Origin of the sequence: Erwinia sp. S43, from assembly GCF_016624745.1 — a bacterium.
GTDB classification, from domain to species: domain Bacteria; phylum Pseudomonadota; class Gammaproteobacteria; order Enterobacterales; family Enterobacteriaceae; genus Erwinia; species Erwinia coffeiphila.
This window is the reverse complement of sequence record NZ_JACVTX010000015.1, coordinates 35,562-60,582: the sequence shown is the minus strand read 5'-3', so window position 1 is coordinate 60,582 and position 25,021 is coordinate 35,562. Positions and strand designations below refer to the sequence as shown.

At 56.8% G+C, this 25,021-nt stretch carries 26 protein-coding genes and 1 pseudogene; 4 read left to right on the top strand and 23 right to left on the bottom strand.

All coding sequences use genetic code 11. From position 1 onward, the window contains the following. Positions 1 to 11: 11 nt before the first annotated feature. The 5 genes and pseudogenes from IBT47_RS17245 to IBT47_RS17225 all read right to left on the bottom strand — a co-directional run bounded on the left by IBT47_RS17245 (position 12) and on the right by IBT47_RS17225 (position 3,736). Positions 12 to 759, bottom strand: a pseudogene (locus tag IBT47_RS17245) (SDR family NAD(P)-dependent oxidoreductase). Then, entirely contained in the window at positions 759 to 1,223 is a 465-nt protein-coding gene (locus IBT47_RS17240; RefSeq protein WP_200561697.1) for an S-ribosylhomocysteine lyase, read from the bottom strand. Before IBT47_RS17240 ends, IBT47_RS17245 begins: the two are co-directional and overlap by 1 nt. Positions 1,224 to 1,240: 17 nt before the next feature. Then, on the bottom strand, positions 1,241 to 1,909 hold the full coding sequence (locus IBT47_RS17235; RefSeq protein WP_200543042.1) for a methionine ABC transporter permease: 669 nt from the start codon (positions 1,907 to 1,909) through the stop codon (positions 1,241 to 1,243). Next, positions 1,902 to 2,927, bottom strand: a complete 1,026-nt coding sequence (locus IBT47_RS17230) for a methionine ABC transporter ATP-binding protein (RefSeq protein ID WP_200561695.1) — start codon at positions 2,925 to 2,927, stop codon at positions 1,902 to 1,904. Before IBT47_RS17230 ends, IBT47_RS17235 begins: the two co-directional genes overlap by 8 nt. Beyond that, a complete protein-coding gene (locus IBT47_RS17225) occupies positions 2,924 to 3,736 on the bottom strand; it encodes a MetQ/NlpA family ABC transporter substrate-binding protein (protein ID WP_200561693.1) in 813 nt (270 codons plus the stop codon). Before IBT47_RS17225 ends, IBT47_RS17230 begins: the two co-directional genes overlap by 4 nt. A gap of 242 nt (positions 3,737 to 3,978) precedes the next feature. On the opposite strand from IBT47_RS17225, the gene IBT47_RS17220 reads away from it, so the two are divergent. Then, complete coding sequence (locus tag IBT47_RS17220; protein ID WP_200561691.1) at positions 3,979 to 5,157, top strand: aminotransferase class I/II-fold pyridoxal phosphate-dependent enzyme; 1,179 nt, start codon at positions 3,979 to 3,981, stop codon at positions 5,155 to 5,157. Positions 5,158 to 5,181: 24 nt separating this feature from the next. Here IBT47_RS17220 and IBT47_RS17215 read toward each other — a convergent pair whose 3' ends face one another. The 5 genes from IBT47_RS17215 to dnaB all read right to left on the bottom strand — a co-directional run bounded on the left by IBT47_RS17215 (position 5,182) and on the right by dnaB (position 9,887). Continuing rightward, on the bottom strand, positions 5,182 to 5,598 hold the full coding sequence (locus IBT47_RS17215) for a secondary thiamine-phosphate synthase enzyme YjbQ (protein ID WP_105592290.1): 417 nt from the start codon (positions 5,596 to 5,598) through the stop codon (positions 5,182 to 5,184). Positions 5,599 to 5,699: 101 nt separating this feature from the next. Then, entirely contained in the window at positions 5,700 to 6,893 is a 1,194-nt protein-coding gene (locus IBT47_RS17210; protein WP_200561689.1) for an amino acid aminotransferase, read from the bottom strand. Between the two features lie 74 nt (positions 6,894 to 6,967). Further along, the gene (locus IBT47_RS17205; protein ID WP_200561687.1) at positions 6,968 to 7,585 is read right to left on the bottom strand and encodes a YitT family protein; all 618 of its coding nucleotides are present in this window, start codon (positions 7,583 to 7,585) and stop codon (positions 6,968 to 6,970) included. A gap of 267 nt (positions 7,586 to 7,852) precedes the next feature. Beyond that, entirely contained in the window at positions 7,853 to 8,317 is a 465-nt protein-coding gene (locus IBT47_RS17200; RefSeq protein ID WP_105592293.1) for an Lrp/AsnC family transcriptional regulator, read from the bottom strand. A gap of 154 nt (positions 8,318 to 8,471) precedes the next feature. Further along, a complete protein-coding gene (dnaB, locus tag IBT47_RS17195) occupies positions 8,472 to 9,887 on the bottom strand; it encodes a replicative DNA helicase (protein ID WP_105592294.1) in 1,416 nt (471 codons plus the stop codon). A gap of 98 nt (positions 9,888 to 9,985) precedes the next feature. Here dnaB and IBT47_RS17190 point away from each other — a divergent pair, with 98 nt between their 5' ends. Next, positions 9,986 to 10,966 carry a quinone oxidoreductase gene (locus IBT47_RS17190; protein ID WP_200561685.1) on the top strand — a complete coding sequence of 327 codons (981 nt, stop codon included), beginning with the start codon at positions 9,986 to 9,988 and terminating at the stop codon, positions 10,964 to 10,966. A 223-nt stretch (positions 10,967 to 11,189) separates the two neighbouring features. On the opposite strand, the gene pspG is transcribed toward IBT47_RS17190, so the two are convergent. The 4 genes from pspG to IBT47_RS17170 all read right to left on the bottom strand — a co-directional run bounded on the left by pspG (position 11,190) and on the right by IBT47_RS17170 (position 13,386). Continuing rightward, complete coding sequence (pspG, locus tag IBT47_RS17185; RefSeq protein ID WP_200561789.1) at positions 11,190 to 11,417, bottom strand: envelope stress response protein PspG; 228 nt, start codon at positions 11,415 to 11,417, stop codon at positions 11,190 to 11,192. A 140-nt stretch (positions 11,418 to 11,557) separates the two neighbouring features. Then, a complete protein-coding gene (gene dusA, locus IBT47_RS17180; protein ID WP_200543035.1) occupies positions 11,558 to 12,607 on the bottom strand; it encodes a tRNA dihydrouridine(20/20a) synthase DusA in 1,050 nt (349 codons plus the stop codon). 97 nt (positions 12,608 to 12,704) lie between these two features. After that, on the bottom strand, positions 12,705 to 13,001 hold the full coding sequence (gene nadS / locus IBT47_RS17175; RefSeq protein ID WP_200543034.1) for a NadS family protein: 297 nt from the start codon (positions 12,999 to 13,001) through the stop codon (positions 12,705 to 12,707). Between the two features lie 67 nt (positions 13,002 to 13,068). After that, positions 13,069 to 13,386 carry a type II toxin-antitoxin system RelE/ParE family toxin gene (locus IBT47_RS17170; protein ID WP_200561683.1) on the bottom strand — a complete coding sequence of 106 codons (318 nt, stop codon included), beginning with the start codon at positions 13,384 to 13,386 and terminating at the stop codon, positions 13,069 to 13,071. Positions 13,387 to 13,597: 211 nt separating this feature from the next. Between IBT47_RS17170 and zur the strand changes: the two genes are divergently transcribed. After that, the gene (gene zur / locus IBT47_RS17165; protein ID WP_200561787.1) at positions 13,598 to 14,107 is read left to right on the top strand and encodes a zinc uptake transcriptional repressor Zur; all 510 of its coding nucleotides are present in this window, start codon (positions 13,598 to 13,600) and stop codon (positions 14,105 to 14,107) included. Positions 14,108 to 14,305: 198 nt separating this feature from the next. Here zur and IBT47_RS17160 read toward each other — a convergent pair whose 3' ends face one another. The 4 genes from IBT47_RS17160 to IBT47_RS17145 form a co-directional block, all read right to left on the bottom strand. Beyond that, positions 14,306 to 14,515, bottom strand: coding sequence for a CsbD family protein (locus IBT47_RS17160; protein ID WP_123332006.1), 210 nt, complete (start codon positions 14,513 to 14,515; stop codon positions 14,306 to 14,308). Positions 14,516 to 14,760: 245 nt separating this feature from the next. After that, a complete protein-coding gene (gene dinF / locus IBT47_RS17155) occupies positions 14,761 to 16,089 on the bottom strand; it encodes an MATE family efflux transporter DinF (RefSeq protein ID WP_200561680.1) in 1,329 nt (442 codons plus the stop codon). Positions 16,090 to 16,170: 81 nt separating this feature from the next. After that, complete coding sequence (gene lexA / locus IBT47_RS17150; protein WP_105592302.1) at positions 16,171 to 16,779, bottom strand: transcriptional repressor LexA; 609 nt, start codon at positions 16,777 to 16,779, stop codon at positions 16,171 to 16,173. 107 nt (positions 16,780 to 16,886) lie between these two features. Continuing rightward, positions 16,887 to 17,255: a diacylglycerol kinase gene (locus tag IBT47_RS17145; protein WP_200543031.1), complete on the bottom strand. Its 369-nt coding sequence runs from the start codon at positions 17,253 to 17,255 to the stop codon at positions 16,887 to 16,889. Between the two features lie 128 nt (positions 17,256 to 17,383). Between IBT47_RS17145 and plsB the strand changes: the two genes are divergently transcribed. Next, positions 17,384 to 19,807, top strand: a complete 2,424-nt coding sequence (gene plsB / locus IBT47_RS17140) for a glycerol-3-phosphate 1-O-acyltransferase PlsB (RefSeq protein ID WP_105592304.1) — start codon at positions 17,384 to 17,386, stop codon at positions 19,805 to 19,807. Positions 19,808 to 19,948: 141 nt separating this feature from the next. Here the strand turns inward: plsB and ubiA are convergent, their stop codons facing one another. The 5 genes from ubiA to malK form a co-directional block, all read right to left on the bottom strand. Then, complete coding sequence (gene ubiA / locus IBT47_RS17135; RefSeq protein WP_234471952.1) at positions 19,949 to 20,797, bottom strand: 4-hydroxybenzoate octaprenyltransferase; 849 nt, start codon at positions 20,795 to 20,797, stop codon at positions 19,949 to 19,951. A 19-nt stretch (positions 20,798 to 20,816) separates the two neighbouring features. Then, positions 20,817 to 21,344: a chorismate lyase gene (gene ubiC / locus IBT47_RS17130; RefSeq protein WP_200561678.1), complete on the bottom strand. Its 528-nt coding sequence runs from the start codon at positions 21,342 to 21,344 to the stop codon at positions 20,817 to 20,819. Between the two features lie 168 nt (positions 21,345 to 21,512). Further along, positions 21,513 to 22,436, bottom strand: a complete 924-nt coding sequence (malM, locus tag IBT47_RS17125) for a maltose operon protein MalM (RefSeq protein ID WP_200561676.1) — start codon at positions 22,434 to 22,436, stop codon at positions 21,513 to 21,515. Between the two features lie 101 nt (positions 22,437 to 22,537). After that, positions 22,538 to 23,821 carry a maltoporin gene (locus IBT47_RS17120; protein WP_105592308.1) on the bottom strand — a complete coding sequence of 428 codons (1,284 nt, stop codon included), beginning with the start codon at positions 23,819 to 23,821 and terminating at the stop codon, positions 22,538 to 22,540. A gap of 16 nt (positions 23,822 to 23,837) precedes the next feature. After that, positions 23,838 to 24,968 (bottom strand): maltose/maltodextrin ABC transporter ATP-binding protein MalK, encoded by a 1,131-nt coding sequence (malK, locus tag IBT47_RS17115; RefSeq protein ID WP_105592309.1) that lies wholly within the window; start codon positions 24,966 to 24,968, stop codon positions 23,838 to 23,840. Between the last annotated feature and the right edge of the window lie 53 nt (positions 24,969 to 25,021).

Sequence of the window (25,021 nt, the reverse complement as noted above, 5' to 3'; positions counted from 1 at the left end):
CGCTCCGGGAGTTAGTGCATGGTCATTCCGCCAGTGACGTTAATCGCCTGGCCGGTCATATAGGAGGACAGCGGGCTGGCGAGAAACAGCACCACGTTGGCGACGTCTTCCGGCTGCGCGGTGCGGCCCAGCGGCACCTGCGAACAGTCTTCGGCATAGATATCCTCTGCCGTCAGCCCACGCAGTTTACCGCCCAGCTCCCGCTCGTGCCATTTCATCGGTGTTTCAACGATGCCGGGGCAGACGGCGTTAACGAGGATGTTGTCGCGTGCCAGCTCAATCGCCGCCACCTTGGTTAAACCCAGTACCGCATGTTTAGAGGCGACGTATTGCCCCATCAGGCGATAGCCGTTTTTCCCCGCCTGCGAGGCGATATTGATAATGCGGCCGTAGCGCTGGGGCTTCATCAGGGCGATAGCGGCCTGCGAGGCGTAGCCAACGCCCTTGACGTTGACGTCGAGGATGCGCTGCCAGCTCGTCGATGCGGCTCATTGCCGACACGCCGCAGCTGTTGACCAGGATATCCACGCGGCCAAACTGCTGCTGCGCCGCGGCAATCAGCTCGCCCGCCTGTTCTGGCCGGGCGATATCACACGGCAGCCACAGCCAGCGGTCGCCGGTTTCCCGCGCGGTGATGGCGATGTCGCCCACCACCACGTTGGCACCGGCCTGATGCAGCAGCTCGGCAATGGCCCGCCCGATTCCCTGCAGGCCGCCGGTGACCACCGCCGTCTGCCCCTGGAGATCGATGGCAACCATCAAACCACCTGACGGGAAAAGGCGTCAGTGCTGATCCCGGCCGCCAGAACCTGACGCGCGTACTCTTTCGCCGAGAACAGCGAGTGATCTCGATAGTTGCCGCACTCCAGCGGCGTCACCGCCGGAACGTCGGTAGCATCAACCACCCGCTCCAGCACGCGGGTCAGCGCGGTAGCGATGGTTTTCGGATCGCGGTTATCCCACAGGATGAGATAGAAGCCGGTGCGGCAGCCCATCGGGGAAATGTCGATCACGCCTTCCAGCTCTTCGCGCAGGCCGAAGGCCAGCAGGTGCTCCAGCGTGTGCAGCGCGGCGGTCGGGATGGCATCCGCGTTCGGCTGCAGCAGGCGCAGGTCATATTTTTCTACCACGCTGCCCAGCGCGTGTTTTTCATTACCGGCCACCCGCACATACGGGGCGATGACTTTGTTGTGATCGAGGGTAAAGCTCTCTACTACTGGCATACGGTTTCTCCTTACGATTATTCGCGACGTATCCGGCGCGCCAGACGCGTGCCGAAGGTCTGTAAAAGCTGCACGATAACGATCAGCACCAGCGCGGTGCTCAGCGTGGCAAAGGCATCAAAACGCTGGTAGCCGTAGGTAATGGCCAGGTCGCCGATGCCGCCGCCGCCAACGGTGCCCGCCATTGCGGTAGCCCCCAGCAGGCCGATGGTGGCGGTGGTCAGCGCGAGGATCAGCGATGATGCGGCCTCCGGCAGCATAAAGTGCCATATGGTTTGAAAGGTGCTGGCACCCATGGCGTTGGCGGATTCGAGAATGCCGTCATCCACCTCCAGCAGCGAGCTTTCCACCAGCCGGGCAATATAGGGGGCGATAAACACCACCAGCGGCACAATCGCGCCGGGGGTGCCGATAGTGGTGCCGACCAACCAGCGTGTCACCGGCAGAATAGTGATCAGCAGGATGATAAACGGCAGCGAGCGCAGGATATTCACCACCGGATTAAGGATCTGGTGCAGCGTGCCATTCGGCAGAATGCCGCCGGGGCGGCACAGCACCAGCACGATGCCCAGCGGAATGCCGAGCAGCGCGCCAAAGCCCAGCGACACGCTGACCATGATCAGCGTATCGTACAGCGCCAGCAGGAACTGATCGCCGGTGATGGCGGTATCAATAAATTCAAACATCGCTGATTTTCACTCCTGCGTCATGGAGGTAGCGGATCGCCGCGTCGATATCCGCCGCTTCTCCGCCGATCTGCACGATCATAAAGCCGAGAATGGTGCTCTGAATTTCAGACATGTTGGCAAACAGGATATTGACCTCCACCGGATACTCGCGGATCAGCCGGTTGACGATCGGCTGCTGCGCGGTCTGCCCCACGAACTCCAGCCGCAGCGCCCGGCTCTGGCTCTGCTGTTTAATGCGCGCCACGGTCTGCTCCGGCAGGCGATCGTGGATCACCGACTGCACAAAGCTGGCGGTGACAGAATCTTTCGGCTGCCCAAACAGCTCAAGCACGTTACCCTGCTCAACCACCTTCCCGTTGGCCATCACCGCGACCTTGTGGCAGATTTTTTGCACCACCGACATTTCATGGGTGATCAGCACGATGGTGATGCCGTAGCGGCGGTTAATTTCCTGCAGCAGCAGCAGGATCTGCACGGTGGTGTGCGGGTCCAGCGCCGAGGTGGCTTCGTCACACAGCAGGATCGACGGGTTGGTGGCCAGCGCGCGGGCAATACCCACGCGCTGCTTTTGCCCGCCGGAAAGTTCATCGGGATAGCTTTCGGCTTTATCGCTGAGGTTCACGAAGGCCAGCAGCTCGCTCACCCGTTCGCGGATAAAGGCTTTATCGCGCCCCTGTAAGATCAGCGGGATCGCCACGTTGTGAAATACCGTGCGCGAGTTCAGCAGGTTAAAGTGCTGAAAGATCATGCCGATATCTTTCTTCACCTGGTTCAGCTGTTTCTTACTGATGCCCTGCAGCGACAGATCGTTAATCAGCACATCGCCCTCGGTGGGCGCTTCCAGATGGTTAATCAGGCGCAGCAGCGTACTTTTTCCCGCGCCGCTGGCACCGATAACGCCGAAGATATCGCCCTGATTAATCGTCAGGTTGACGTTATCCAGCGCAAGGAAGCTTTCTCCCTTGCGGGTAAACGTTTTGCTGACCGCTTTAAAGCGGATAACCGGCTGGCTCATTTGAAATAGCTGGGCTGCAGGTAGCCGTCATACTGCGAATGGCTGGTGATATAGCTTTTAAATTCGGCGGAGTGGTAGCCCTCTACGATGTCTTTGGCAAACTGCGCGTCTTTATTTTTCCCGGCCACCGTGACCACGTTGATAAACTGGCTGGTTGGCGTTTCCAGCTTCAGCGCCGAGCTTAATTTCATCCCGCTGGAGACCGCAAAGTTGCCCTGGATCAGGCCAAAATCCACGTCCGGCAGCGCGCGAACCTGCTGGGCGTTATCCATCTCTTTCAGCACGATTTTGTACGGGTTTTCACTGATGGCTTTCTGCGAGAAGGTCGCCGGGTCGATATCGGCCTTCAGTTTGACCCAGCCGAGGCTTTGCAGCACCAGCAGGGCGCGATATTCATTAGGCGCCTGGTTCGGCACCGAGATCACCGTGCCCGGCTTCGGGGTATCCAGCGTGTTGAGCTTGCCGGCATAGAGTCCCATCGGTGGGGTTGGCACCTGCACAATGCCGACGTTATCAATACCCAGACGTTCGTTGACCGATTTTAAATACACCGGGTGCTGCATAATATTGGCTTCAATATTACCCCGCGCGACCGCATCGTTAACCTGAATGCCGTCGCTGAAATCTTTATACTCGACTTTATATCCCTTCTTGATCAAAAATGGTGCAACGCCATTCTGGAACTGCTCTTTATAAGGGCCGGGGTTAAAACCCACACGAATTAGTTTATCATCGGCATGCGCTGTCGAAATAACTACAGCAGAAGACAATAAGGCAACAACCAGTCCGCTAATCAATGACCTGCGCATAGAAATACTCTCTCCGGTGAAGTGCTGAATATAAAATAAATGATTCCAATATACTCAGGACTTTGCAGCGAAAGTGAATTCTGCTCAATATCTTTATTGTGCTAACATTATCCATTATTTGTTATTGTGTTTTTTGCATATCGATATCTGTTTTTATCTTTTCGCCGCCGAACAATTTCATTTTTATGCACCGATGGGCTATGCGATAGTCCGGCTATTCATGGTTTTTATCGAGAAGTATTATGCCGGTATTTTCTGCTTCGCCCCTTTTAGATCAATTAGAAGAAAATCTGTTTAGCGCGCTGGAAAAGATGGCGGCACAGATCGATACCTCGCAGCGTCCGCTGATTGACCTTTCTTCCGGCAGCCCGCGCCAGCCCACTCCGGCAGCGGTGGTCGCTACGCTGCAATCCGCCGCCGCACAGCCGGAAAACCATGATTACCCGTCGTTCTGGGGCAAACCCGCGCTGCGCCAGGCGATCGCCCGCTTTTATCAGCGCCAGTACGGCGTAGAGCTGGACCCGGATAGCGAGATTGCCGTTTTCCACGGCTCGCATATCGGTGTGACCGGCCTGCCGCGCGCGCTGCTCGCGCCCGGTCAGTTTTTGGTTTCGACCGATCCCTGCTACCCCATTTACCGTTCGGCCGCCGCGCAGGCGCAGGCGAAGTTTTACGGCATCCCGCTGCACGCTAAAAACCAGTTTCTGCCGGACTTTACCGAAGTGCCGGAAGCGGTCGCGCGGCATGCCGGGCTGCTGATGCTCAACTACCCGCATAACCCGACCGGGGCAGTGGCGACCCCGCAGCTGTTTGACGATGCGCTGGCGTTCGTCCAGCGGCTGAACGTTCCGCTGCTGCACGACTTCGCCTACTCGGCGATTGGCCGCCATGCTCAGGAAGCGCCGCCCAGCCTGCTGTCGCAGCCGGAGGCCAAAGAGTGGGGCGTGGAAATCTATACGATGTCGAAAACCTTCCTGATGGCGGGCTGGCGCTTTGGTTTTGCCGTCGGCAACGCCTCGGTGATTAGCGCATTCAAAAAGCTGCACACCCACAGCTACAGCACGGTGTTTGGCGCGGTGCAGGATGCGGCGATTACCGCGCTGGATCTGCCGGAGAGCGCGGTGGCGGAGTTTGCCGCGCTTTACCACCGCCGCCGCGAGCGGGTCATCCGCGCGCTGGAAGCGATGTGCTGGCCGGTGGATGCCCGCCAGGGCACCTTCTTCCTCTGGCTGCCGGTGCCGACGGGCTACAGTTCGCAGCAGTTCACCGAACGCCTGCTGCACGAGGCGCAGGTGCTGGTTGCTCCCGGCCACGGTTTCGGCGCGGGCGGCGAAGGGTTTGTGCGCCTGAGCCTGACCGCCAGCGACGAGGCGCTGGATGCGTCGCTACAACGGATTGCGGCACTGAAATTGTTTAGCTGATGCAGCTGGCGGGGAATGGGCATTTTACTCCCCCTGTAGCGTCGCCACGATCCGCCGCTCGCCGCCGTGAATACGGTGCTCGCCCAGATAAATCCCCTGCCAGGTGCCTAACAGCAGTCGCCCACGGCTGACCGGCAGCAGCAGCGACGTGCCGAGCAGTGAGGATTTAATGTGCGCCGGCATATCGTCCGGGCCTTCGTAGTCATGCTTGTACGGCGCATTCTCCGGCACGTGGCGCAGGAAGTGCTGCTCCATATCGCTGCGTACCGTGGGGTCGCAGTTTTCATTCAACGTTAATGAGGCCGAGGTGTGCTGCAACAGCAGATGCAGCAGGCCGGTCTGCACATCGCTCAGGCGGCGCAGTTCACCGAGGATTTCATCGGTGACGAGGTGAAAACCGCGCGGTTTGGCGTTCAGGGTGAGGGTTTGCTGATACCACATTGTCTGGCTCCTTAACGTAACTGATGCGTTAAGTGTGCCGCATATGAGGCAAAGGTAAACCGGAAAAAAAAACTGGCCGGGAGTTCCCGGCCAGCAGAACATCAGATTACCGCAGCGATAGCTTCGGCCACCTGACGCACGTTGTTGTGGTTCAGACCGGCGATGCAGATACGGCCGCTGGCGATCAGGTAAACGCCAAACTCGTTGCGCAGGCGATCAACCTGGGCCGCGCTCAGGCCTGTATAGCTGAACATGCCGCGCTGCTTCAGCAGGTAGTCGAAGTTTTTACCCGGTACAGCCTCGCCCAGCACGTCCACCAGCGTCTGGCGCATTTCCTGGATGCGCACGCGCATCGCTTCCACTTCCGCCAGCCAGTTGGCTTTCAGATCGGCATCGTTCAGCACGCAGGAAACGACCTGCGCACCGAAGTTCGGCGGGCTGGAGTAGTTGCGGCGCACGGTGGCTTTCAGCTGGCCCAGCACACGAGAAGCTTCTTCCGCATCGTCACAGACGATTGACAAACCGCCGACACGCTCGCCGTACAGCGAGAAGATTTTCGAGAAGGAGTTGCTGACCAGCGCAGGCAGGCCCGCAGCGGCGATAACGCGGATCGCGTAGGCATCTTCTTCCATGCCGCCGCCAAAGCCCTGATAGGCGATGTCGAGGAACGGGATCAGCTCGCGCGCTTTCAGCACTTCGGTCACTTTATCCCACTGATCGTTATTCAGGTCCGCGCCGGTCGGGTTGTGGCAGCACGGATGCAGCAGCACGATGCTCTGTGCAGGCAGGGAGTTCAGTTTTTCCAGCAGCGCATCAAACTTCACGCCGTTGGTTTCCGGGTCATACCACGGGTAGGTATTCACCGTGAAGCCGGCACCGGCAAAGATAGCCACGTGGTTTTCCCAGGTTGGATCGCTGACCCAGACCTGTGAATTCGGGAAGTAGTGTTTAAGGAAGTCAGCACCCACTTTCAATGCACCTGAACCACCCAGCGTCTGAATGGTGGCGATGCGGCCTGCTTTCAGCACAGGATGTTCCGCGCCAAACAGCAGAGGAGCAACCGCGCTACGGTAAGGCGGCAGGCCTTCCATCGGCAGATACAGTGACGCCATCTGCGGCTTCGCGTTCAGCAGGGCTTCCGCTTTCGCCACGGCATCCATCTGCGGAATTGCACCCTGTGCGTCGTAATACAGGCCGATGCTCAGATTGACCTTGTGCGCACGATCGTCCTGCTTGAAGGTTTCCATCAGGGTGAGAATTGGATCGCCAGCATAGGCATCAACATTTTGAAACACGGTGCAGATCTCCATTTAATAATCAGTTATTCTGACGGCGGTTAACCCCGCGTCACATAGTCATCCAGAGGATATTACACGAAGTAACGGCCCGGGCGATGGTTCATGGCAATAATCAGGTTCAGGATCAGCGCGCCAATAATTGAGGCCACCAGCATTTCGCGGCTGACCACAAACAGCGAAGCCAGCACCACGCAGGTGTCGACGCCCATTTGCAGCTTACCGGCGCGGATGCCGTAGCGATCCTGCAGCCACAGCGCGAGGATATTGATGCCCCCCAGGCTGGCCTTATGGCGGAATAACACTATAAACCCAATGCCCGTTACCACGTTACCGAACAATGTCGCATAAAAGGGATCCAGCGCCGCAAAATGAATAAACATCGGGTGCAGCTGGGAGAACAGCGACACCAGGCCGACCGCGCAGAAGGTTTTGATGGTGAACGCCCAGCCCATACGTTTCACCGCCAGCCAGTAAAACGGCAGGTTGATGGCGAAGAAGGCCAGACCAAAGGTACTTTTGGTGATGTAGCTAATCAGGAAAGCGATCCCCGCCGTGCCGCCGGTCAGCGCACCGGCCTGCTTCATCAGCGTCACGCCAAAGGAGACCATCAGCGTACCCAGCACGATCGCCATAATATCTTCGACCAGGGTATGGGGGATTTTTACGGGTTGTTCTACGACGTTATCCATCTTGTTTCTCGGGGGCTAAGTTATGCAATTATCTACCTGATAATTAGCAAAAATCGCACCAGCTAAGGACGCACGAAAGCACCTGAATCGCCCCGAAGAATTAACCCGTTGAATAAAATGCGCTTTAATTTTACATTTTGTGCGTAAAAATCAAATTATGCCGTTATTTCACGCATGGTTTGTGATTTTTTCGCACGATTTATGCATCAACAATGATGCATACGCACAGTATTGGTGCATCGCTTGCACCAATACTGTGCATTGCACTCACACCTGCGCCAGCATGCCGTTCTCTTTCAGGCGGTTCAGCACCACCGACGTTTTCACGTGTGCGACGCTTTTATGCCCGGCCACCAGCTGGCTAATCAGCGCACTCAACCCCGCCAGATCGGCCACCGCCACCTTCAGCAGATAATCGGCATCGCCGGTGGTTTTGTAGGCGTCAACGATCGCCGACTGATCTGCCACCATGCGGTGGAAGCTGTCAACGTACTCCTGGGTGTGGTTGATCAGGCGCACTTCAATCAGGCCAATCACCCCCATGCCGACCGCATCCGGCGACAGCCGCGCGTGATAACCGAGGATCAGGCCCGCCTGCTCAAGATTGATGCGACGGCGAGAACACTGCGAGGCGGATAGCCCAACCAGGTCACTCAGTTCCTGGTTGGTCAGCCGCCCGTTGCTTTCCAGTAAAGTCAGTATCTTAAAGTCAAAATCATCGATCTGGGTCATCGTCATTCCATGCCGGTATCAGGGGACAGCTTACTGACAGATAACCGTATTTTTTGTCGTGTTGTCCAACACTATTTTTCACGGGGGATGAAACGCAGATCGATGCGGCGGGAACGGCGGCCCCATGCGAAGCCGCCTGTTTTATGCTTTTAGGTTACTCGTCGTCGTACTGCGGACCGGCGTAGTTATCGAAGCGCGACCACTGGCCGTTAAAGGTCAGGCGCACCGTACCGATTGGGCCGTTACGCTGTTTACCGAGGATGATTTCGGCCACGCCTTTCAGATCGCTGTTCTCGTGATACACCTCATCACGGTAGATAAACATAATCAGGTCGGCATCCTGCTCGATGGAGCCGGACTCACGCAGGTCGGAGTTGACCGGGCGCTTATCCGCACGCTGCTCCAGCGATCGGTTCAGCTGCGACAGCGCCACTACCGGCACCTGCAGCTCTTTCGCCAGCGCCTTCAGCGAGCGGGAAATTTCGGCAATTTCCAGCGTACGGTTGTCCGACAGCGACGGCACGCGCATCAGCTGCAGGTAGTCGATCATAATCAGGCTGAGACCGCCGTGCTCGCGGAAGATGCGGCGGGCGCGGGAACGCACCTCGGTCGGGGTCAGGCCGGATGAGTCATCGATAAACATGTTCTTCTTTTCCAGCAGGATCCCCATGGTGCTGGAAATACGCGCCCAGTCCTCATCATCGAGCTGGCCGGTACGAATTTTGGTCTGATCCACGCGCGACAGCGAAGCCAGCATACGCATCATGATCTGCTCGCCGGGCATCTCGAGGCTGAAAATCAGCACCGGCTTATCCTGCAGCATTGCGGCGTTTTCGCACAGGTTCATCGCGAAGGTCGTTTTACCCATCGACGGACGCGCGGCGACGATAATCAGATCCGAGCGCTGAAGCCCGGCGGTTTTTTTATTGAGATCCTGATAGCCGGTATCCACGCCGGTCACGCCATCGTGCGGCGTCTGATACAGCGATTCGATACGGCTGATGGTGGCTTCGAGGATCTGATCGACGCTTTTCGGCCCTTCATCTTTGTTGGCGCGGTTTTCCGCGATCTGGAATACGCGGGATTCCGCCAGATCGAGCAGGTCTTCACTGCTGCGCCCCTGCGGATCGTAGCCCGCATCGGCGATCTCATTAGCTACCGAGATCATCTCTCGCACCACGGCACGTTCGCGCACGATGTCGGCATAGGCACCGATATTCGCCGCACTTGGCGTGTTTTTCGACAGCTCGGCAAGATAGGCAAAGCCGCCTACCATGCTGAGTTCGCCTTTGGTTTCCATCGATTCGGAGAGCGTAATCAGGTCAATGGGTTTACCCATTTCCAGCAGGCGCTGCATTTCCGCAAAGATCATGCGGTGCGGACGGCTGAAGAAGTCCTGCGCCACCACGCGTTCAGAGACGTTATCCCAGCGTTCGTTATCCAGCATTAAACCGCCCAACACCGACTGCTCAGCTTCCAGCGAGTGCGGGGGCAGCTTCAGACCTTCCATCTGGCGATCGCGCGGCTCTCGGTTTTCGAAGGATTTGTTGGTGGGTTTATTTCCTGCCATAGTGATGTGCTACCAAAAATCTTGTGGGGGACGCGTAAGTATACTCGTTTGCGCCGCTGCCGTCCTCCTGCATTAAGTCGTAATCCACAGGAGTGAGCATGGTAAAACGTATACAAATCAGCCAGCACGGCGGGCCGGAGGTGATGCAGGCGATCGATTTCGATCCTGCCGATCCGCTGGCCGGCGAAGTGCAGATTGAGAATAAGGCGATAGGCATTAACTATATTGATACCTATGTGCGCAGCGGTCTGTATCCCGCTTCCCTCCCGAGCGGGCTGGGCAGCGAAGCCGCCGGTATCGTTCGGCGCGTAGGCCCGGGCGTGACGGTGCTGAAGCCGGGCGATCGCGTGGTTTATGCTCAGGCAACGCTGGGTGCCTACAGCGAAGTGCACAACGTTGCGGTGGACAGAGTGGCGCTGCTACCCGATGCGATTTCGTTTGAGCAAGCCGCCGCCTCATTCCTTAAGGGCCTGACGGTCTATTATCTGCTGCGGCAAACCTACGTGGTGCAGCCCGACGAACGCTTCCTGTTCCATGCCGCCGCCGGTGGCGTTGGGCTGATTGCCTGCCAGTGGGCGAAGGCGCTGGGCGCACATCTGATCGGCACCGTAGGCTCCGCCGAAAAGGCGCAGCGGGCTAAAGATGCCGGAGCCTGGGCCACCATTAACTATCTTGAAGAGAATATTGCCGAGCGCGTCAGCGAGCTGACCCAGGGGAAAAAGCTGCGCGTGGTGTATGACTCGGTGGGTAAAGATACTTGGGAAGCGTCGCTCGACTGCCTGCAAAGGCGTGGGCTGATGGTCAGTTTTGGCAATGCTTCCGGCCCGGTGACCGGGGTGGATCTGGCTATTCTGAACCAGAAAGGATCGCTGTACGTTACCCGCCCTTCATTGTACGGCTACATCACTACCCGCGATGCACTGACCCAGGCCAGCAATGAGCTGTTCTCCCTGCTGGCCAGCGGCGCGATTAAGGTCGATGTGCCGGAATCGCAGAAGTTCGCACTGGTCGATGCCCGTCAGGCACATCAGGCGCTGGAAAGCCGTGTAACTCAGGGTTCCAGCCTGCTTATCCCATAAAAAAATGGGGCTTCCTTACGGAAGCCCCTTTTGTTTCTTTCTTTTTTTAGTTCGCGCTGGGTGTAGGGTCAGCGGCGATGAATACGCTTTGTTTCAATCCAGTCATCCTGACAGAATTTATAAGTAAAAAATATGTTTAATTGCGAATTGTGCTGAATAATATTTCACGATGTGATCCAGAGCGCATTAGCCCACCCATGCTCATCACAAGCCCTTGATATCATCAGGATAAGCGATTGCCGTTACTATCCGACTGTTTAATATAGGTTCGATACAACCATACCGCAGCGACCGCCAGCAGCAGCCATGGCAACAATTTAATCACAATCGCGAACAGCCCACCAACGAACATCACCAGCGTAGCGACGACCAGCGCAGCCAGGATCCCCAGTATTGAAATGCCGGTCAGCATTAACATTAGAAAGAAACCGAGGACAAACAGAATCTCAATCATTGCACTCTCCCATCAATAATTACTGGATGAGACATTACAAGAAGCGTGCCATAACGAAGACAAATGTAATTCATTGAATTATATCAGGAAGGGTTGACCAGGCTGATGTTAACCTGGTCAATTTACTCAATCTATGGTCAAGCGTTAACCACGATCTTATCGGCAACCAGCGACAGCGCCTGTTCAACAACGTCAACACCCGCACCGGCTTTATGCGCATTCTCACTGAGGTAGCGACGCCACTGGCGAGCACCGGGAATACCCTGGAACAGGCCCAGCATATGGCGGGTAACGTGGCCCAGATAGGTACCTGCGGCCAGTTCGCGCTCGATGTACGGATACATCGCCCGTACCACCGCAACCGTATCGGCAACCGGCTGCGTGCTGCCAAACAGTTCGCCGTCAACGTGCGCCAGCATTCCTGGGTTCTGATAGGCTTCGCGCCCGACCATAACGCCGTCCAGATGCTGCAAATGGACCTTTGCTTCCGCCAGTGATTTCACGCCGCCGTTCAGCGACATCGTCAGATGCGGAAAATCACGCTTCAGCTGATACACGCGCTCGTAGTCCAGCGGTGGAATTTCGCGGTTCTCTTTCGGGCTGAGACCGGAGAGCCAGGCTTTGCGCGCGTGAATAATAAACGTCTCACAGCCGCCCTCTTCCGATACCTTACGAATAAAATCGCAGAGGAATTCATAGCTGTCCTGGTCGTCGATTCCGATGCGAGTTTTTACCGTAACCGGGATCGCCACCACGTCGCGCATCGCTTTGATACAGTCGGCAACCAGCTGCGCTTCGCCCATCAGGCAGGCACCGAAACGGCCGTTTTGCACGCGGTCCGACGGGCAGCCGACGTTAAGGTTGACTTCGTTATAGCCGCGCTCTTCCGCCAGCTTCGCGCACTGCGCCAGCGCGGCCGGATCGCTGCCGCCCAGCTGCAGCGCGACCGGCTGCTCTTCCTGACTGTAGGCCAGATAGTCACCCTTGCCGTGGATAATCGCGCCGGTTGTGACCATTTCGGTATAGAGCAGGCTCTGACGGGTCAGCTGGCGATGGAAGTAGCGACAGTGGCGATCGGTCCAGTCAAGCATCGGAGCGATGGAGAAGCGATGTGCAGGGAATTTTTCCAGCCCGTCAGCGTTAGCGGTGTTCAGAGGCATGGATTGTGATTCTTGATTCTGATGCATTTATATTCTTTGGCGGAAAATGGACTAAAACATGTCCTACTATAACACAGTGGGGTTCAGTGAGCAGAGGCGAAAATTTAGCCATCACATCAACGATTCAGATGGCTTTCAGCTGATCGATAATTAAAGGGTTTGCCTGTAGCAATAACAGTAACTTTCTTGGTGCACCGGTAGGCTGACGCCGTTTCATTTCCCAGCTTTTGACCAAATCGTAGCTAACGCCCACAGCGGCGGCAAAATCTTGCTGCTTCAAACCGGTCACTTCTCGTATTGCTCTGACATCAATATCACTATAAGTATGAATATGCTCCGGCGCTGGCGTTTCCAAACCCTGCTCGATTCTTACCATCTCCTCTGCACTGGCCAGCAGATCGGCAAATAATTCGTCTTTCATCTCTGTTTCATCGACCTCGTTGACAGGTTAGCAAAGCTACTGATTAATCCGCAGACAGCTTGCAGCGTTACACCGGCATGTCGGACAACTTTTTTAGCGCCTTCTTTTGCTCTTGTGATAATTCATCCTGCTCATTTTTCGGATACGCCAATGCAAGATAAATCCTACCTCTGCTCGTGACATAGTAGTAAATCACCCGCACGCCGCCGCGCTTTCCCATACCCGGTCGACTCCAGCGAATCTTACGAAACCCACCAGTCCCAGTGATAATGGCCCCTGTTTCAGGCGCATCAATCAGCAGCTCCTGAAACATCATAAACTCATCATCCGGCAAAAGGTCCTGACGCCGTTTACTGAAACCCGACAGCTCAATAAAAGTAAGCATGTCACTCCCTGAAGTTGATATCTCCTGCTAAACAGGCTATTCGGGAGCAGTACAATTATCAATCAGAATAAGTGTACATGGTACATTTTTAATGATCCATTTTATTTTTCTGGAATGTGTCTCTATAAACGCGAAGCGACGGCAAATTCGGCGTTTTGTGGCAGACGTGATAAAATATCACCTTGATCATGCCTGAGGAAAAACGATGAATATTACCAGTGCCGAAAGAATCCTGTCGCAGGCGGAAGTCATTTGTCAGCAGCGCAGCGTGCGGCTGACGCCACAGCGTATGGAAGTGTTGCGCCTGATGACCGAGCACAACGCTTCGATTAGCGCCTACGATTTACTGGATTTACTGCGGGCATCGGAACCTCAGGCTAAGCCGCCTACCGTTTACCGGGCGCTGGATTTCCTGCTGGAGCAGGGCTTTATTCACCGCGTGGAATCCACCAACAGCTACGTGGTCTGCCACCATTTCGAAGAGCCGTCGCACACTTCCGCAATGCTGATCTGCGATCGCTGTGGTTCTGTTACCGAACAGCATGCCGATGGCGTTGAAGAGATCCTCAAAAAGCTGGCGCAGAAAACCGGCTTTACCCTGGCTCACAGCGTGATTGAGGCGCACGGCTTTTGCCAGAGGTGCAGTGAAGTTGAAGCCTGTACCCATCAGGATGCCTGCGACCACGATCACAGCGTGCAGGGTAAGAAACGCGGGCGCTGAGATAGCCGACCTACGAATGCAAACGTCCCACAAGAAAGATATTTAGTTTGCGAGCGCGGAAGGTAAACGAGCTGGCAATGATACGCGTGCCGCAGACTGAAGATTAATACGTCAAGATTTAACAGAAGGTATGTAAAGCGCTTTGGTGGCACGTTCCTTGTGCCAGGGGGTAGGAGCTTCGTCCTGAATTAAGTGTGGTTACCAGCGGTGATTATTGCGGCTTTCCCAGTCGCTGAGTTCCTTCTCGGCCTGGTCTTTCTGGTAACCATAGCGTTCCTGAATTTTACCGACCAGCTGGTCGCGCTTACCTTCCACAACCGTCAGGTCGTCATCGGTGAGCTTGCCCCATTGCTCTTTCACTTTTCCTTTAAACTGCTTCCAGTTGCCGCTGATTTCATCGTTATTCATAACAGACTCCTTCTGGCTGAGATTAATGGTCTGGAATATTTCTATTCGTCACTCCGCTCAATAACCAGATAATTATCTGACTAAACGCTGAACTTATAGTTAATTGTAGTGCAAATTTCGAAAGATGCTGCACACGGGCCAATCGGAGTGCCTTCAAAGCCTGAAATCCAACGCTAGAAATCAAAAAAAACCAGCCCGTTCAGCAAGCTGGCCGTTGTTCAGGGAGAAGTAAGCAAATATGTCTGTCAGCGCGTCAGGGCAAACCAGGTGCCGTTACGCCAGTGCCGCCGCCAGATAAACCACAGGCTGATACCGCGCAGCAGCAGGAATACCGTCACCGCCAGCCACAGACCGTGATTGCCCAGCAGCGGAACGGTAAACAGCGTCAGCCCAAAACCGACTGCGGCCACCACCATGCTGTTACGCATTTCGCTGGCGCGGGTGGCACCGATAAACATGCCGTCCAGTAGATAGCAGCCTACGCCAGCCAGCGGCATCACCACCTGCCACCATAAATAGCGATCGGCCAGTTCCCGCAGAGGCTCCAGAGAGGTCAGTAGCGCCACAATATGCTCGCCGCCGAAGGCATAAATCAGCGAGAACGCCAGCGCAACAACGCCGGACTGGCGGCAGGCCGCGTGCCAGACGCTGAGCAGCTGCTGGCTGTTTCCCGCACCGAAGGCTTCTCCCGAGCAGGCTTCGACCGCATAGGCGAAACCATCCAGCGCGTAGGCGGTAAAAGTCAAAAACATCAGCAGAACAGCATTGACGGCAACAATGTCGCTGCCGAGCCGCGCGCCGAAAATCGTCAGTGAGGCAAAGCACACCTGCAACAGCAGCGAACGCAGCATAATGTCGCGGTTCAGCCTCAGCAGGCGGGCCAGATTACCGCGCCATGCACTCAGCAGCAGACGCAGCGACAGGCCACGCATCACCATCACCCGCCACACCAGCAGCAGCCCGACCAGCAGGCTGACGTATTCCGCAATAGCGGTAGCCGCCGCAGCGCCCTGAACACCCCACTTCAGGCCGATAACAAACCACAGATCCAGCAGGATATTCACCAGGTTGCCCACCACCAGCAGGATCACCGGCGCACGGGCATACTGTACGCCCAGCAGCCAGCCGAGCAAGACCAGGTTTGCCAGCGTGGCGGGCGCACTGAGCCAGCGGATCTGCATAAACAGATCGGCCTGGTGCAGCACGTCTTTACTGCCTCCGGTCAGCCCCAACGCCAGATGGGTCAGCGGCGCTTTAAGCACAATAAAGGTGATACCGGCCAGTAGCGCCAGCAGCAGCGGCTGCATTAACGCACGGGCCAGAGCGGGTTTGTCGTTTGCGCCGAACGCCTGTGCGGTCAGCCCGGTGGTGCTCATGCGCAGGAACAGCAGCAGCATAAACAGGAAGCTGGTGATGGTAGTGCCAATCGCCACGCCGCCCAGATAGGTTGGGCTATCAAGATGTCCAATAACGGCGGTATCCACCAGACCGAGCAGCGGCACGGTAATATTGGAGAGGATCATCGGCAGCGCCAGCCGCCAGAGGTTTTTATCGGCAGCCGTCAGCAGTCGCATGGTTTTCCAACCGGAAGCAGAAAGAGATGAGGGATCGCAAAAACGCGCCGCGGAGGGCGACGCGTCAGATTCAGCGGGAAATTACAGCCAGTTACCGTTGCGGATAACACCGACGGCCAGGCCTTCTATGGTCAGCGTCTGCTGGCGCAGGTCGACAACAATCGGCTGAAACTCGCTGTTTTCCGGTAGCAGGTGAACGATGTTACCCTGCTTCTTCAGACGCTTAACGGTCACTTCGTCATCAATACGCGCCACAACAACCTGTCCGTTACGCACGTCTTCCGTTTTATGCACCGCCAGCAGATCGCCATCCATAATGCCGATGTCCTTCATCGACATGCCGCTGACGCGCAGCAGGAAGTCCGCATTGGGTTTAAACAGTTCGGGGTCTACCGAGTAGTGGCCTTCGATATGCTGCTCAGCCAGCAGGGGTTCGCCAGCGGCAACGCGGCCGATCAGCGGCAGGCCATCGACTTCTTCCATCATCAGGCGAATACCGCGTGATGCGCCGGAAACGATCTCAATCACGCCTTTTCTGGCCAGCGCTTTCAGGTGTTCTTCCGCAGCATTAGGGGAACGGAAGCCGAGCTGCGAGGCAATTTCCGCCCGCGTCGGTGGCATACCGGTCTGATTAATGTGGTCGCGAATCAGGTCGTAAACCTGCTGCTGCCTTGCCGTTAGTGCTTTCATCCCGCCCCCTGGTTGTTTATACAGTCGACTGTGAGTATATACAGGTATTTGCGCGTTGGAAACCCAAAGCTGGCTAAAAAACAGCAGTTTGTTGAATTTCGGAAAACCTATCGCAAATGTGCAATCAATAGCATTGCCCACACAAAAATTGCCAATATTATGCTTAATAATACGGCGGCAGATCCCATATCTTTGGCACGCCCGGCCAGTGGATGAATTTCACTGCCGATACGGTCAACCACCGCTTCAATCGCACTATTAAGGATTTCAACAATAATCACCATCACGACAGAGCCAATCAGCAACACGCGGGTCACGGCATCCACATCCAGCCAGCAGGCGATCAGGATGGCGATGATGGCAGCAATCGCTTCCTGCCGGAATGCCGCTTCATGCTGCCAGGCAGCACGTATACCTTTCCAGGAATAGCCCGCTGCTTTTACAATTCGAGTCAGTCCGGTGGCGTTATTTGCCATAATCAGGGAACCCTTTGGGAAGTTTAACGTCAATGAGAGGGTGTAGCACATTTTGCAACACCACAGATTCTGTTAGCGCTTTCTGGTATGCTTGCGGCGCTTTGCTAACAAGAGGCTTCATGTTGTCTATGTCAGGTTGGCGTAATTTATATTACAAACTGTTGAATCTGCCAGTGAAATTCCTGGTAAAAAGTAAGGCAATCCCGGCCGAACCGGTTGCCGAGCTTGGGCTTGATACTTCTCGCCCTATTATGTATGTGCTGCCTTATGATTCAAAGGCCGATCTCCTTGCCCTGCGCGAACAGTGCCGCAAACAGGATCTCCCCGATCCTTTGCATCCGCTGGAGATCGACGGCACCGTGCTGCCCCGCTATGTGTTTATCCATGACGGTCCGCGCGTGTTCCCCTATTTCGTACCGAACCTTGAGTCGGTCAAGCTGTTCCATGACTATCTGGACCTGCACCGTAATCATCCCGATCTGGATGTACAGATGGTGCCGGTATCGGTGATGTTTGGCCGTGCGCCGGGGCGCGAAGTACAGGGTGTCGAGCAGCCGCATCTGCGGGTGCTGAACGGCATTCAGAAGTTCTTTGCGGTGATCTGGCTGGGTCGCGATAGCTTTGTGCGTTTCTCGCCTATCGTCTCGCTGCGCCGCATGGCGACCGAGCACGGTACCGATAAAACCATCGCACAGAAGCTGGCACGCGTGGCGCGTATGCACTTCGCCCGCCAGCGGCTGGCAGCCGTAGGCCCGCGCCTGCCGGTGCGCCAGGATCTGTTCAACAAGCTTCTGCAGTCCAAGGCAATTGCCAAAGCAGTGGAAGATGAAGCGCGCAGCAAGAAAATCTCCCATGAAAAGGCCCAGCAGAACGCCGTTGAGCTGATGGAAGAGATCGCGGCTAACTTCTCCTATGAAGCAATCCGCCTGACCGATCGCGTAATGGGCTGGACCTGGAGCAAGCTGTATCAGGGTCTGAACGTCAGCGGCGGCGAGCGCGTGCGCCAGCTGGCGCAGGACGGGCATGAGATCGTCTATGTGCCCTGCCACCGTAGCCATATGGACTACCTGCTGCTCTCCTACGTACTTTACCACCAGGGGCTGGTGCCGCCGCATATTGCCGCCGGTATCAACCTGAACTTCTGGCCTGCTGGCCCGATCTTCCGCCGCCTGGGTGCGTTCTTTATTCGCCGTACCTTTAAGGGCAACAAACTTTACTCAACGGTATTCCGTGAATATCTGGGTGAACTGTTTACCCGCGGCTATTCGGTTGAATACTTTGTGGAAGGTGGCCGTTCGCGCACCGGACGCCTGCTCGATCCGAAAACCGGCACGCTGTCGATGACCATTCAGGCCATGCTGCGCGGCGGAAACCGCCCAATCACGCTGGTCCCCATCTACATCGGCTATGAACACGTGATGGAAGTAGGGACCTACGCGAAAGAGCTGCGCGGTGCGACCAAAGAGAAAGAAGGCTTTATGTCGATGGTTCGCGGCCTGCGTAAACTGCGCAACCTCGGCCAGGGCTACGTCAACTTTGGTGAACCTCTGCCGCTGGTCACGTACCTCAACCAGCGCGTGCCGGAATGGCGCGATTCTATCGATCCGATTGAAGCCCAGCGCCCGGCGTGGCTGACTCCGGCGGTCAACGATATTGCTCAGAAAGTGATGGTGCGTATCAACAACGCCGGTGCGGCCAATGCCATCAACCTGTGCGTCACGGCACTGCTGGCATCGCGCCAGCGTTCGATGACCCGCGAGCAGCTCACCGAGCAGCTGGATTGTTATCTACAGCTGCTGCGCAACGTGCCCTACTCCAGCGACTCTACGGTGCCGGACGTCAGCGCTGAAGCCCTGCTGGAACACGCGCTTGGCATGAACAAGTTTGAGCTGGAGCAGGACAGTATCGGTGAGATCGTCATTCTGCCGCGCGAGCAGGCGGTTCTGATGACCTACTATCGCAACAACATTCACCACATGCTGGTGATGCCGTCGCTGATCGCCGCCATTCTGATGCAGCATCGCGAACTGAGCCGCGAGGAGCTGCTGCGCCAGGTTAGCGTTATTTATCCGATGCTGAAGAGCGAACTGTTCCTGCGCTGGGAAATCAGCGAATTGCCTGCGGTACTGGATGCGCTGGTCGCTGAAATGGCGCGTCAGGGCCTGCTGCTGGCCGAAGAGAACAGCCTGCGTCTGACCCCGGGCCGCTTCCGTACGCTACAGGTGCTGGCCGCCGGCGTGCGTGAAACCTTGCAGCGCTATGCGATTACCTTCTCTATTCTTAGCGCTAACCCGGCGATTAACCGCGGTACGCTGGAGAAAGAGAGCCGCACCATGGCTCAGCGCCTGTCGGTGCTGCACGGTATCAATGCGCCTGAGTTCTTTGATAAAGCCGTGTTTACCTCACTGGTGCTGACGCTGCGCGATGAAGGCTACATCAGTGACTCCGGTGATGCGCAGGTTGAGCAGACCCAGAAGGTTTATCAGCTGCTGGCAGATCTGGTGACGCAGGATGTTCGCATGACGATTGAGAGTGCGGTCGCCCACGACTGATAACACAGATGGGATTGGCACGAAAAAAGGGGCAGATCGCAAGGTTCGCCCCTTTTCTATTATCTGAAAGACTCGTGTGCGCGGCTTGCTACTCACCTGTACCCGCCACATAGCGACGCGGAATGATTGCCGCTACGTCAGCTACCAGATGCTCAGCGCAATCCCGACAAACAGCACCAGCCCAACATAGTTGTTGTTAAGAAACGCCTGGAAGCACTTCTCACGCTGACGGTCGGCAATCAGTTTCTGCTGGTGTACAAACAGCACGGCGGCCAGTAACAGTCCCCAGTAGAAAATGCCGCCTAAACCGCTCAGCCAGCCGGTCAGCGCCAGCAGGGCGAGGGTTGCCAACTGCAGCAGTCCGATAATCAGCTTGTCATGACGCCCAAACAGGATCGCCGTCGACTTCACGCCGATCTTCAGGTCATCGTCGCGGTCAACCATCGCATACTGCGTGTCGTACGCCACCGTCCAGCAAATATTGGCCAGGAACAGCAACCAGCAGGTTAACGGCAGGGTTTCGTTTACCGCCGCCCAGCCCATCGGAATGGCCCAGCCGAACGCCGCGCCCAGTACCACCTGCGGTAGGTGGGTGTAGCGCTTCATAAACGGATACATCCACGCCAGCAGCAGCCCGCCCAGCGACAGCCAGATGGTCATGCTGTTCATGGTCAGTACCAGCAGGAAGGAAACCAGCAGCAGGCAGATAAATAGTACCTTTGCCTCGTTGCTGGTGACCGCACCGCTCGGCAGTGGACGTCCTCGTGTGCGTTTCACATGGCCGTCGATTTTGCGGTCGGCAAAGTCATTGACCACGCAGCCTGCCGCACGCATGAAAAATACGCCCAGCACGAAGACAATCAGTACGTTAAGAGGCGGTACCTTCATCCCCGCCAGCCACAGCGCCCACAGCGTCGGCCACAGCAGCAGCAGCCAGCCGATAGGATTATCAATCCGCATCAGGCGGATATAGGCAGAAAACTTACTCATTTGCAGACTGGTCTCCACGCTACTGATTCTCCTCAGCGTTCGGATGGGCATACAGGGGCGATGCCGGTAAAAACAGTTCCGTCAGCAGCAACGGTTTATCCGACAGGCGCAGGCGCGAACGCCTTCCCCACAGGTTTCCGCTGCGGCCAACATCAATAAAATCACGGGTTAACGTCGAGCTGGTAAACAGATAGCGCCCGAGCGGCACCGTACCCAGCTGCTGCAGCTTCTGTTCCGGACCGATCAGGGTCGATTCCGGCACCAGCGTACATGCCACCAGCCAGGGAATGCCATCACCGCACAGTTCGATTTCCCGCAGCCAGAAACGGCCGTCAGCGGGCAGCTGTTCGGCATCGCTTCCAGCCTCCTGCGCGGTGATAAATCCTTCGCGCAGCAGGTTGACGGTCACCTGCTGACAGTGACGTTCAAAACGCCGGGTCATCGAGTCTTCTTCCATCAGCCAGTCGAGCAGGGAAGCGGTTAACAGGGGCGATGATTCGGGCAGCCAGTCGATAGCGCGCAACAGCGGCAGCGCGTTCTCAGCCATCGCATTTCTCCGCAAAAAAATTCAGAAGCAGAGTGTAACGCAGACACCGGAGCCAAACCTATCAAAGCGGGGCAATTACGCAGAAATTTATAGGTAGCACGGAAGGAAGGAAAAAAGGTGCGCCGCACGGCGCACCAGTCATGGAGCCAGCCCAGCAATATGGGGATGTTATCCCTTGCCTTTCACACTGCTGATAAAGGTTTGCCGCGCTGAAGTGGAGCCCAGACGTTCGGCCTCGTTCATCAGACGCAGCGCTTTGTCGATATCCCCCGCCTTCGCCGCCTGGCGAATGCCCTGGTTGAAGTAGGTTTCGGTATCGCTGAGCATCGGCTCCGCTTTTGCCGCCGGGGCCGCTGGTGCAGGCGCAGCAGCGACCGCTGCCGGGGCCGCCGTACTGCCAACCACCACCGGCTGCGGCTGTGGCTGGTTGAATACCTGGCCTATCATCACGTTACCGCTGCCCTGCTCCGCTTTCACCTTCAGCGTAATCTGGCCGTCAGTGACGTGGCTGGCGATCGGATCGGGAATGGACGGCACGGCGTTACCCACGCCTTCGGCATAGGCCTTCGCCGGATTGGTCAGCTGGGTGGTGGTCGTCAGATCCTGTCGGGTGGTGTACACCAGCAGGTAAATTTGTTTTTGCCCCAGCGCCGGGGTCAGTTTCAGCGTCCCTTCCAGTCTGTCCTGCGAAACTACGCCGGGTTTCTGATACGGGAAGTAGCTGCCGGGATAGAAGGCGGCCGGGCGCATTTGTTCGTCCAGCACCAGCACGTTCGGCACATAGACGCGGCGATCTTTCACCACGCTGGTGAGAGTAATTTCCAGCGACCCGCGATCGGCTGGCAGGGTCACGGCCGCAACCGGACCGGTAATTTCCCCCTGGTTCAGGCTCTGGGACGAGGCATTTAGCGCAATGTCGTTACTGGCCGGTGGCGTAACAGGCAGCCAGGAGAGGCGCTGCAGCGCGGAGGCCGGAATAGCCGGAGCCACCGCCACGTTCTGCGGCGACGTAAAGGTTGCCGCCGTAGCGGGCAGTATCAATGCGGAAGTCAGCCCCGCAATCAGGCACAGTGACAGCAGATTTTTTTTCATTTTATGTTCCTTAAACGGGCCACCCCGATCCCGCCAGGCAATGCAGTTTCGGGGCTAAAGAGGATCGGGCGGACCTGAGCGGGTCCGCCCGCGACTGGCTGTTACCACCAGGCTTCCATCTGCACACCGAAGCTGACTTCATCGTCATTGCCGCGGCTGAAGGTTTTAGCGCTGGTATCGCTGTAGGCGGTGCCGGAGGTGTAGCCGGTATCGTCAGACGTGGCGTAACCCCACTTCTCATCCCACTTGGCGTAGGTAGCAAACACGCGGATCGCCGGGCGCGACCAGATGCTGTCACCGGCCTGCCACTGCTGGGCCAGGGTCACTTTATACTGGCTGTTGCGCTCGCCGGTTTCCTGCGACTTGACGTTGTCGTAGCCCACTTCCAGCAGGGTGCTCATGATCGGCGTCCATTTGTACATCGGGCGCACGCCGGCGGTGTACCAGGTGGTGCCGTTTTTATTGTCGCGATCCAGGTCCTGGAACATGGCGACGTACATCAGGCCCCACTTGTCGTTAAAGTCCAGCGCACCGTGGTCGATTACGCGAATCATATGGCCGTTGTTATCGATGCTCGAACCTTCTGAGCGGCCGTTACGCTGCGAAGTCAGCGCATCGGTAGCGTACTGCACGACAAACTTGTTGTAGCCGTTGTAGATAGTCTGAGTGTGCTCACCGGTCAGCATCCAGCCATCTTTAGTGGCCCCGTCCGCCAGCGAATAGCCGTCCTGCACGTTGGCACGACCGTAGTCAACGCCCAACTCCAGCACGCCGCCCGGGTTCACATTCAGCTCGGCCACACGCACGTCGAAGGTGTCGTTAACGGTTGGAACCTGCTTCTGCTGGTTATCGATAAAGCCGTAGGAGCCGCCCGCTTCACCGTTGCGGGTCACCGCCATGGACAGTTTACCCGCGCCCAGATCGATGTTTTCCACACCTGCACCCGGACCGGAAATGTCCCAGTAGTAGAAGTCGATCATATGTACGTCGTGACGCTGGTAGAAGCGCTTACCGGCCCACAGGGTAGAACCTGGCAGCCAGTCGATCAGGTTTTTCCCCTGAATGTTCACCTCACGAAAGCCCGGGTCGACGCTTTCGAAATCTGAACGCTGAGAAACGGCATACGCCAGGTTGGTATCGAAGTAGAAGCTCTTGTCGCCCTCTTTCCACAGTTCCTGACCCAGTTTCAGTTCCGCATAGGTTTCACATTCGTTACCCAGACGGTATTTGCTGTTGGCACCGGTAGCCTGAAAACACTGCTGCTCGCCGCCGCTACCGGTCCAGCCGATACCCGAACGCGCATAGCCTTTAAAATCAACCGCTGCCGCCTGGCCGGAGATGGCCATCGCAATGGCCACTGCCAGAGGATATTTCAGCTTAATCATTATTGTGCTCCTGTTATCACTGCTTTAGCTGGAGTGCTTCTACACCCGGTTCCTGATGCAGCCGACGGCAGGCGCTTCCATCCTCACGGAACAGATGGCAGCGCTGCGGCGGCAGGCCGATGGCGTAATGGGCACCTTCTTCTACCAGCACCACGTCATTCTGGCGGTACACCAGGTTCTGACGCAGAGCGGGGATCTGGATATGGATCTGAGTTTCGTGGCCAAGCTGTTCGACAACCTGCACCACGCCGGAAAGGCTGACGTCGGCCACCTCGCTGGGCAGCAGATGCTCAGGGCGAATGCCGAGCGACATATTGCTGCCGGGCAGGACGCCAGCGCTGTCTACCGGCAGCCAGATCTGCTGGCGATTCGGCAGCTCAACCTGGACCTGATCGATAGCGGTAGCGGTCACTTTGACCGGCAGGAAATTCATCTTTGGCGAGCCGATAAAACCGGCGACGAAGCGATTGGCGGGATAGTGATAAAGCTCCAGCGGTTTACCGACCTGAGCAATGCGTCCCCCTTCCAGCACCACGATTTTGTCGGCCAGCGTCATCGCCTCAACCTGATCGTGGGTAACGTAAATCATCGTGCGCTGCAGGCGCTTGTGCAGGCGGGAGATCTCAATGCGCATCTGTACACGCAGTGCGGCGTCCAGGTTCGATAGCGGTTCATCGAGCAAAAATACCTGCGGCTCGGCCACCAGCGTGCGGCCAATCGCCACGCGCTGCCGCTGACCGCCGGAGAGCGCCTTCGGCTGGCGGTCCAGCAGGTGGGCCAGTTGAAGCACTTCGGCGACTTTATTCACCCGCTGCTGGATTTCGGCTTTCGCCACCCCGGCCAGCTTGAGGCCGAAGGACATATTTTCCGCCACGGTAAGATGGGGATAGAGGGCGTAGGACTGGAACACCATGCCAACACCGCGACCGGCGGGAGGCACATCATTCATCCGGCGATCGCCGATCAGCAGCTCGCCCGAGGTGATCTCTTCCAGCCCGGCAATCATGCGTAGCAGCGTTGATTTACCGCAGCCCGACGGCCCCACGAATACCACGAACTCCCCTTCGGCAATCGTCAGGTCAATCGCATCTGATACCACCACGTCACCCCATGCTTTGGTGACATTATTCAGCACTACGCTGGCCATCCGCTTCTCCCGTCCACTGACTGTTGATGGCCGGAGTGTGCGGCAGCGCGCGG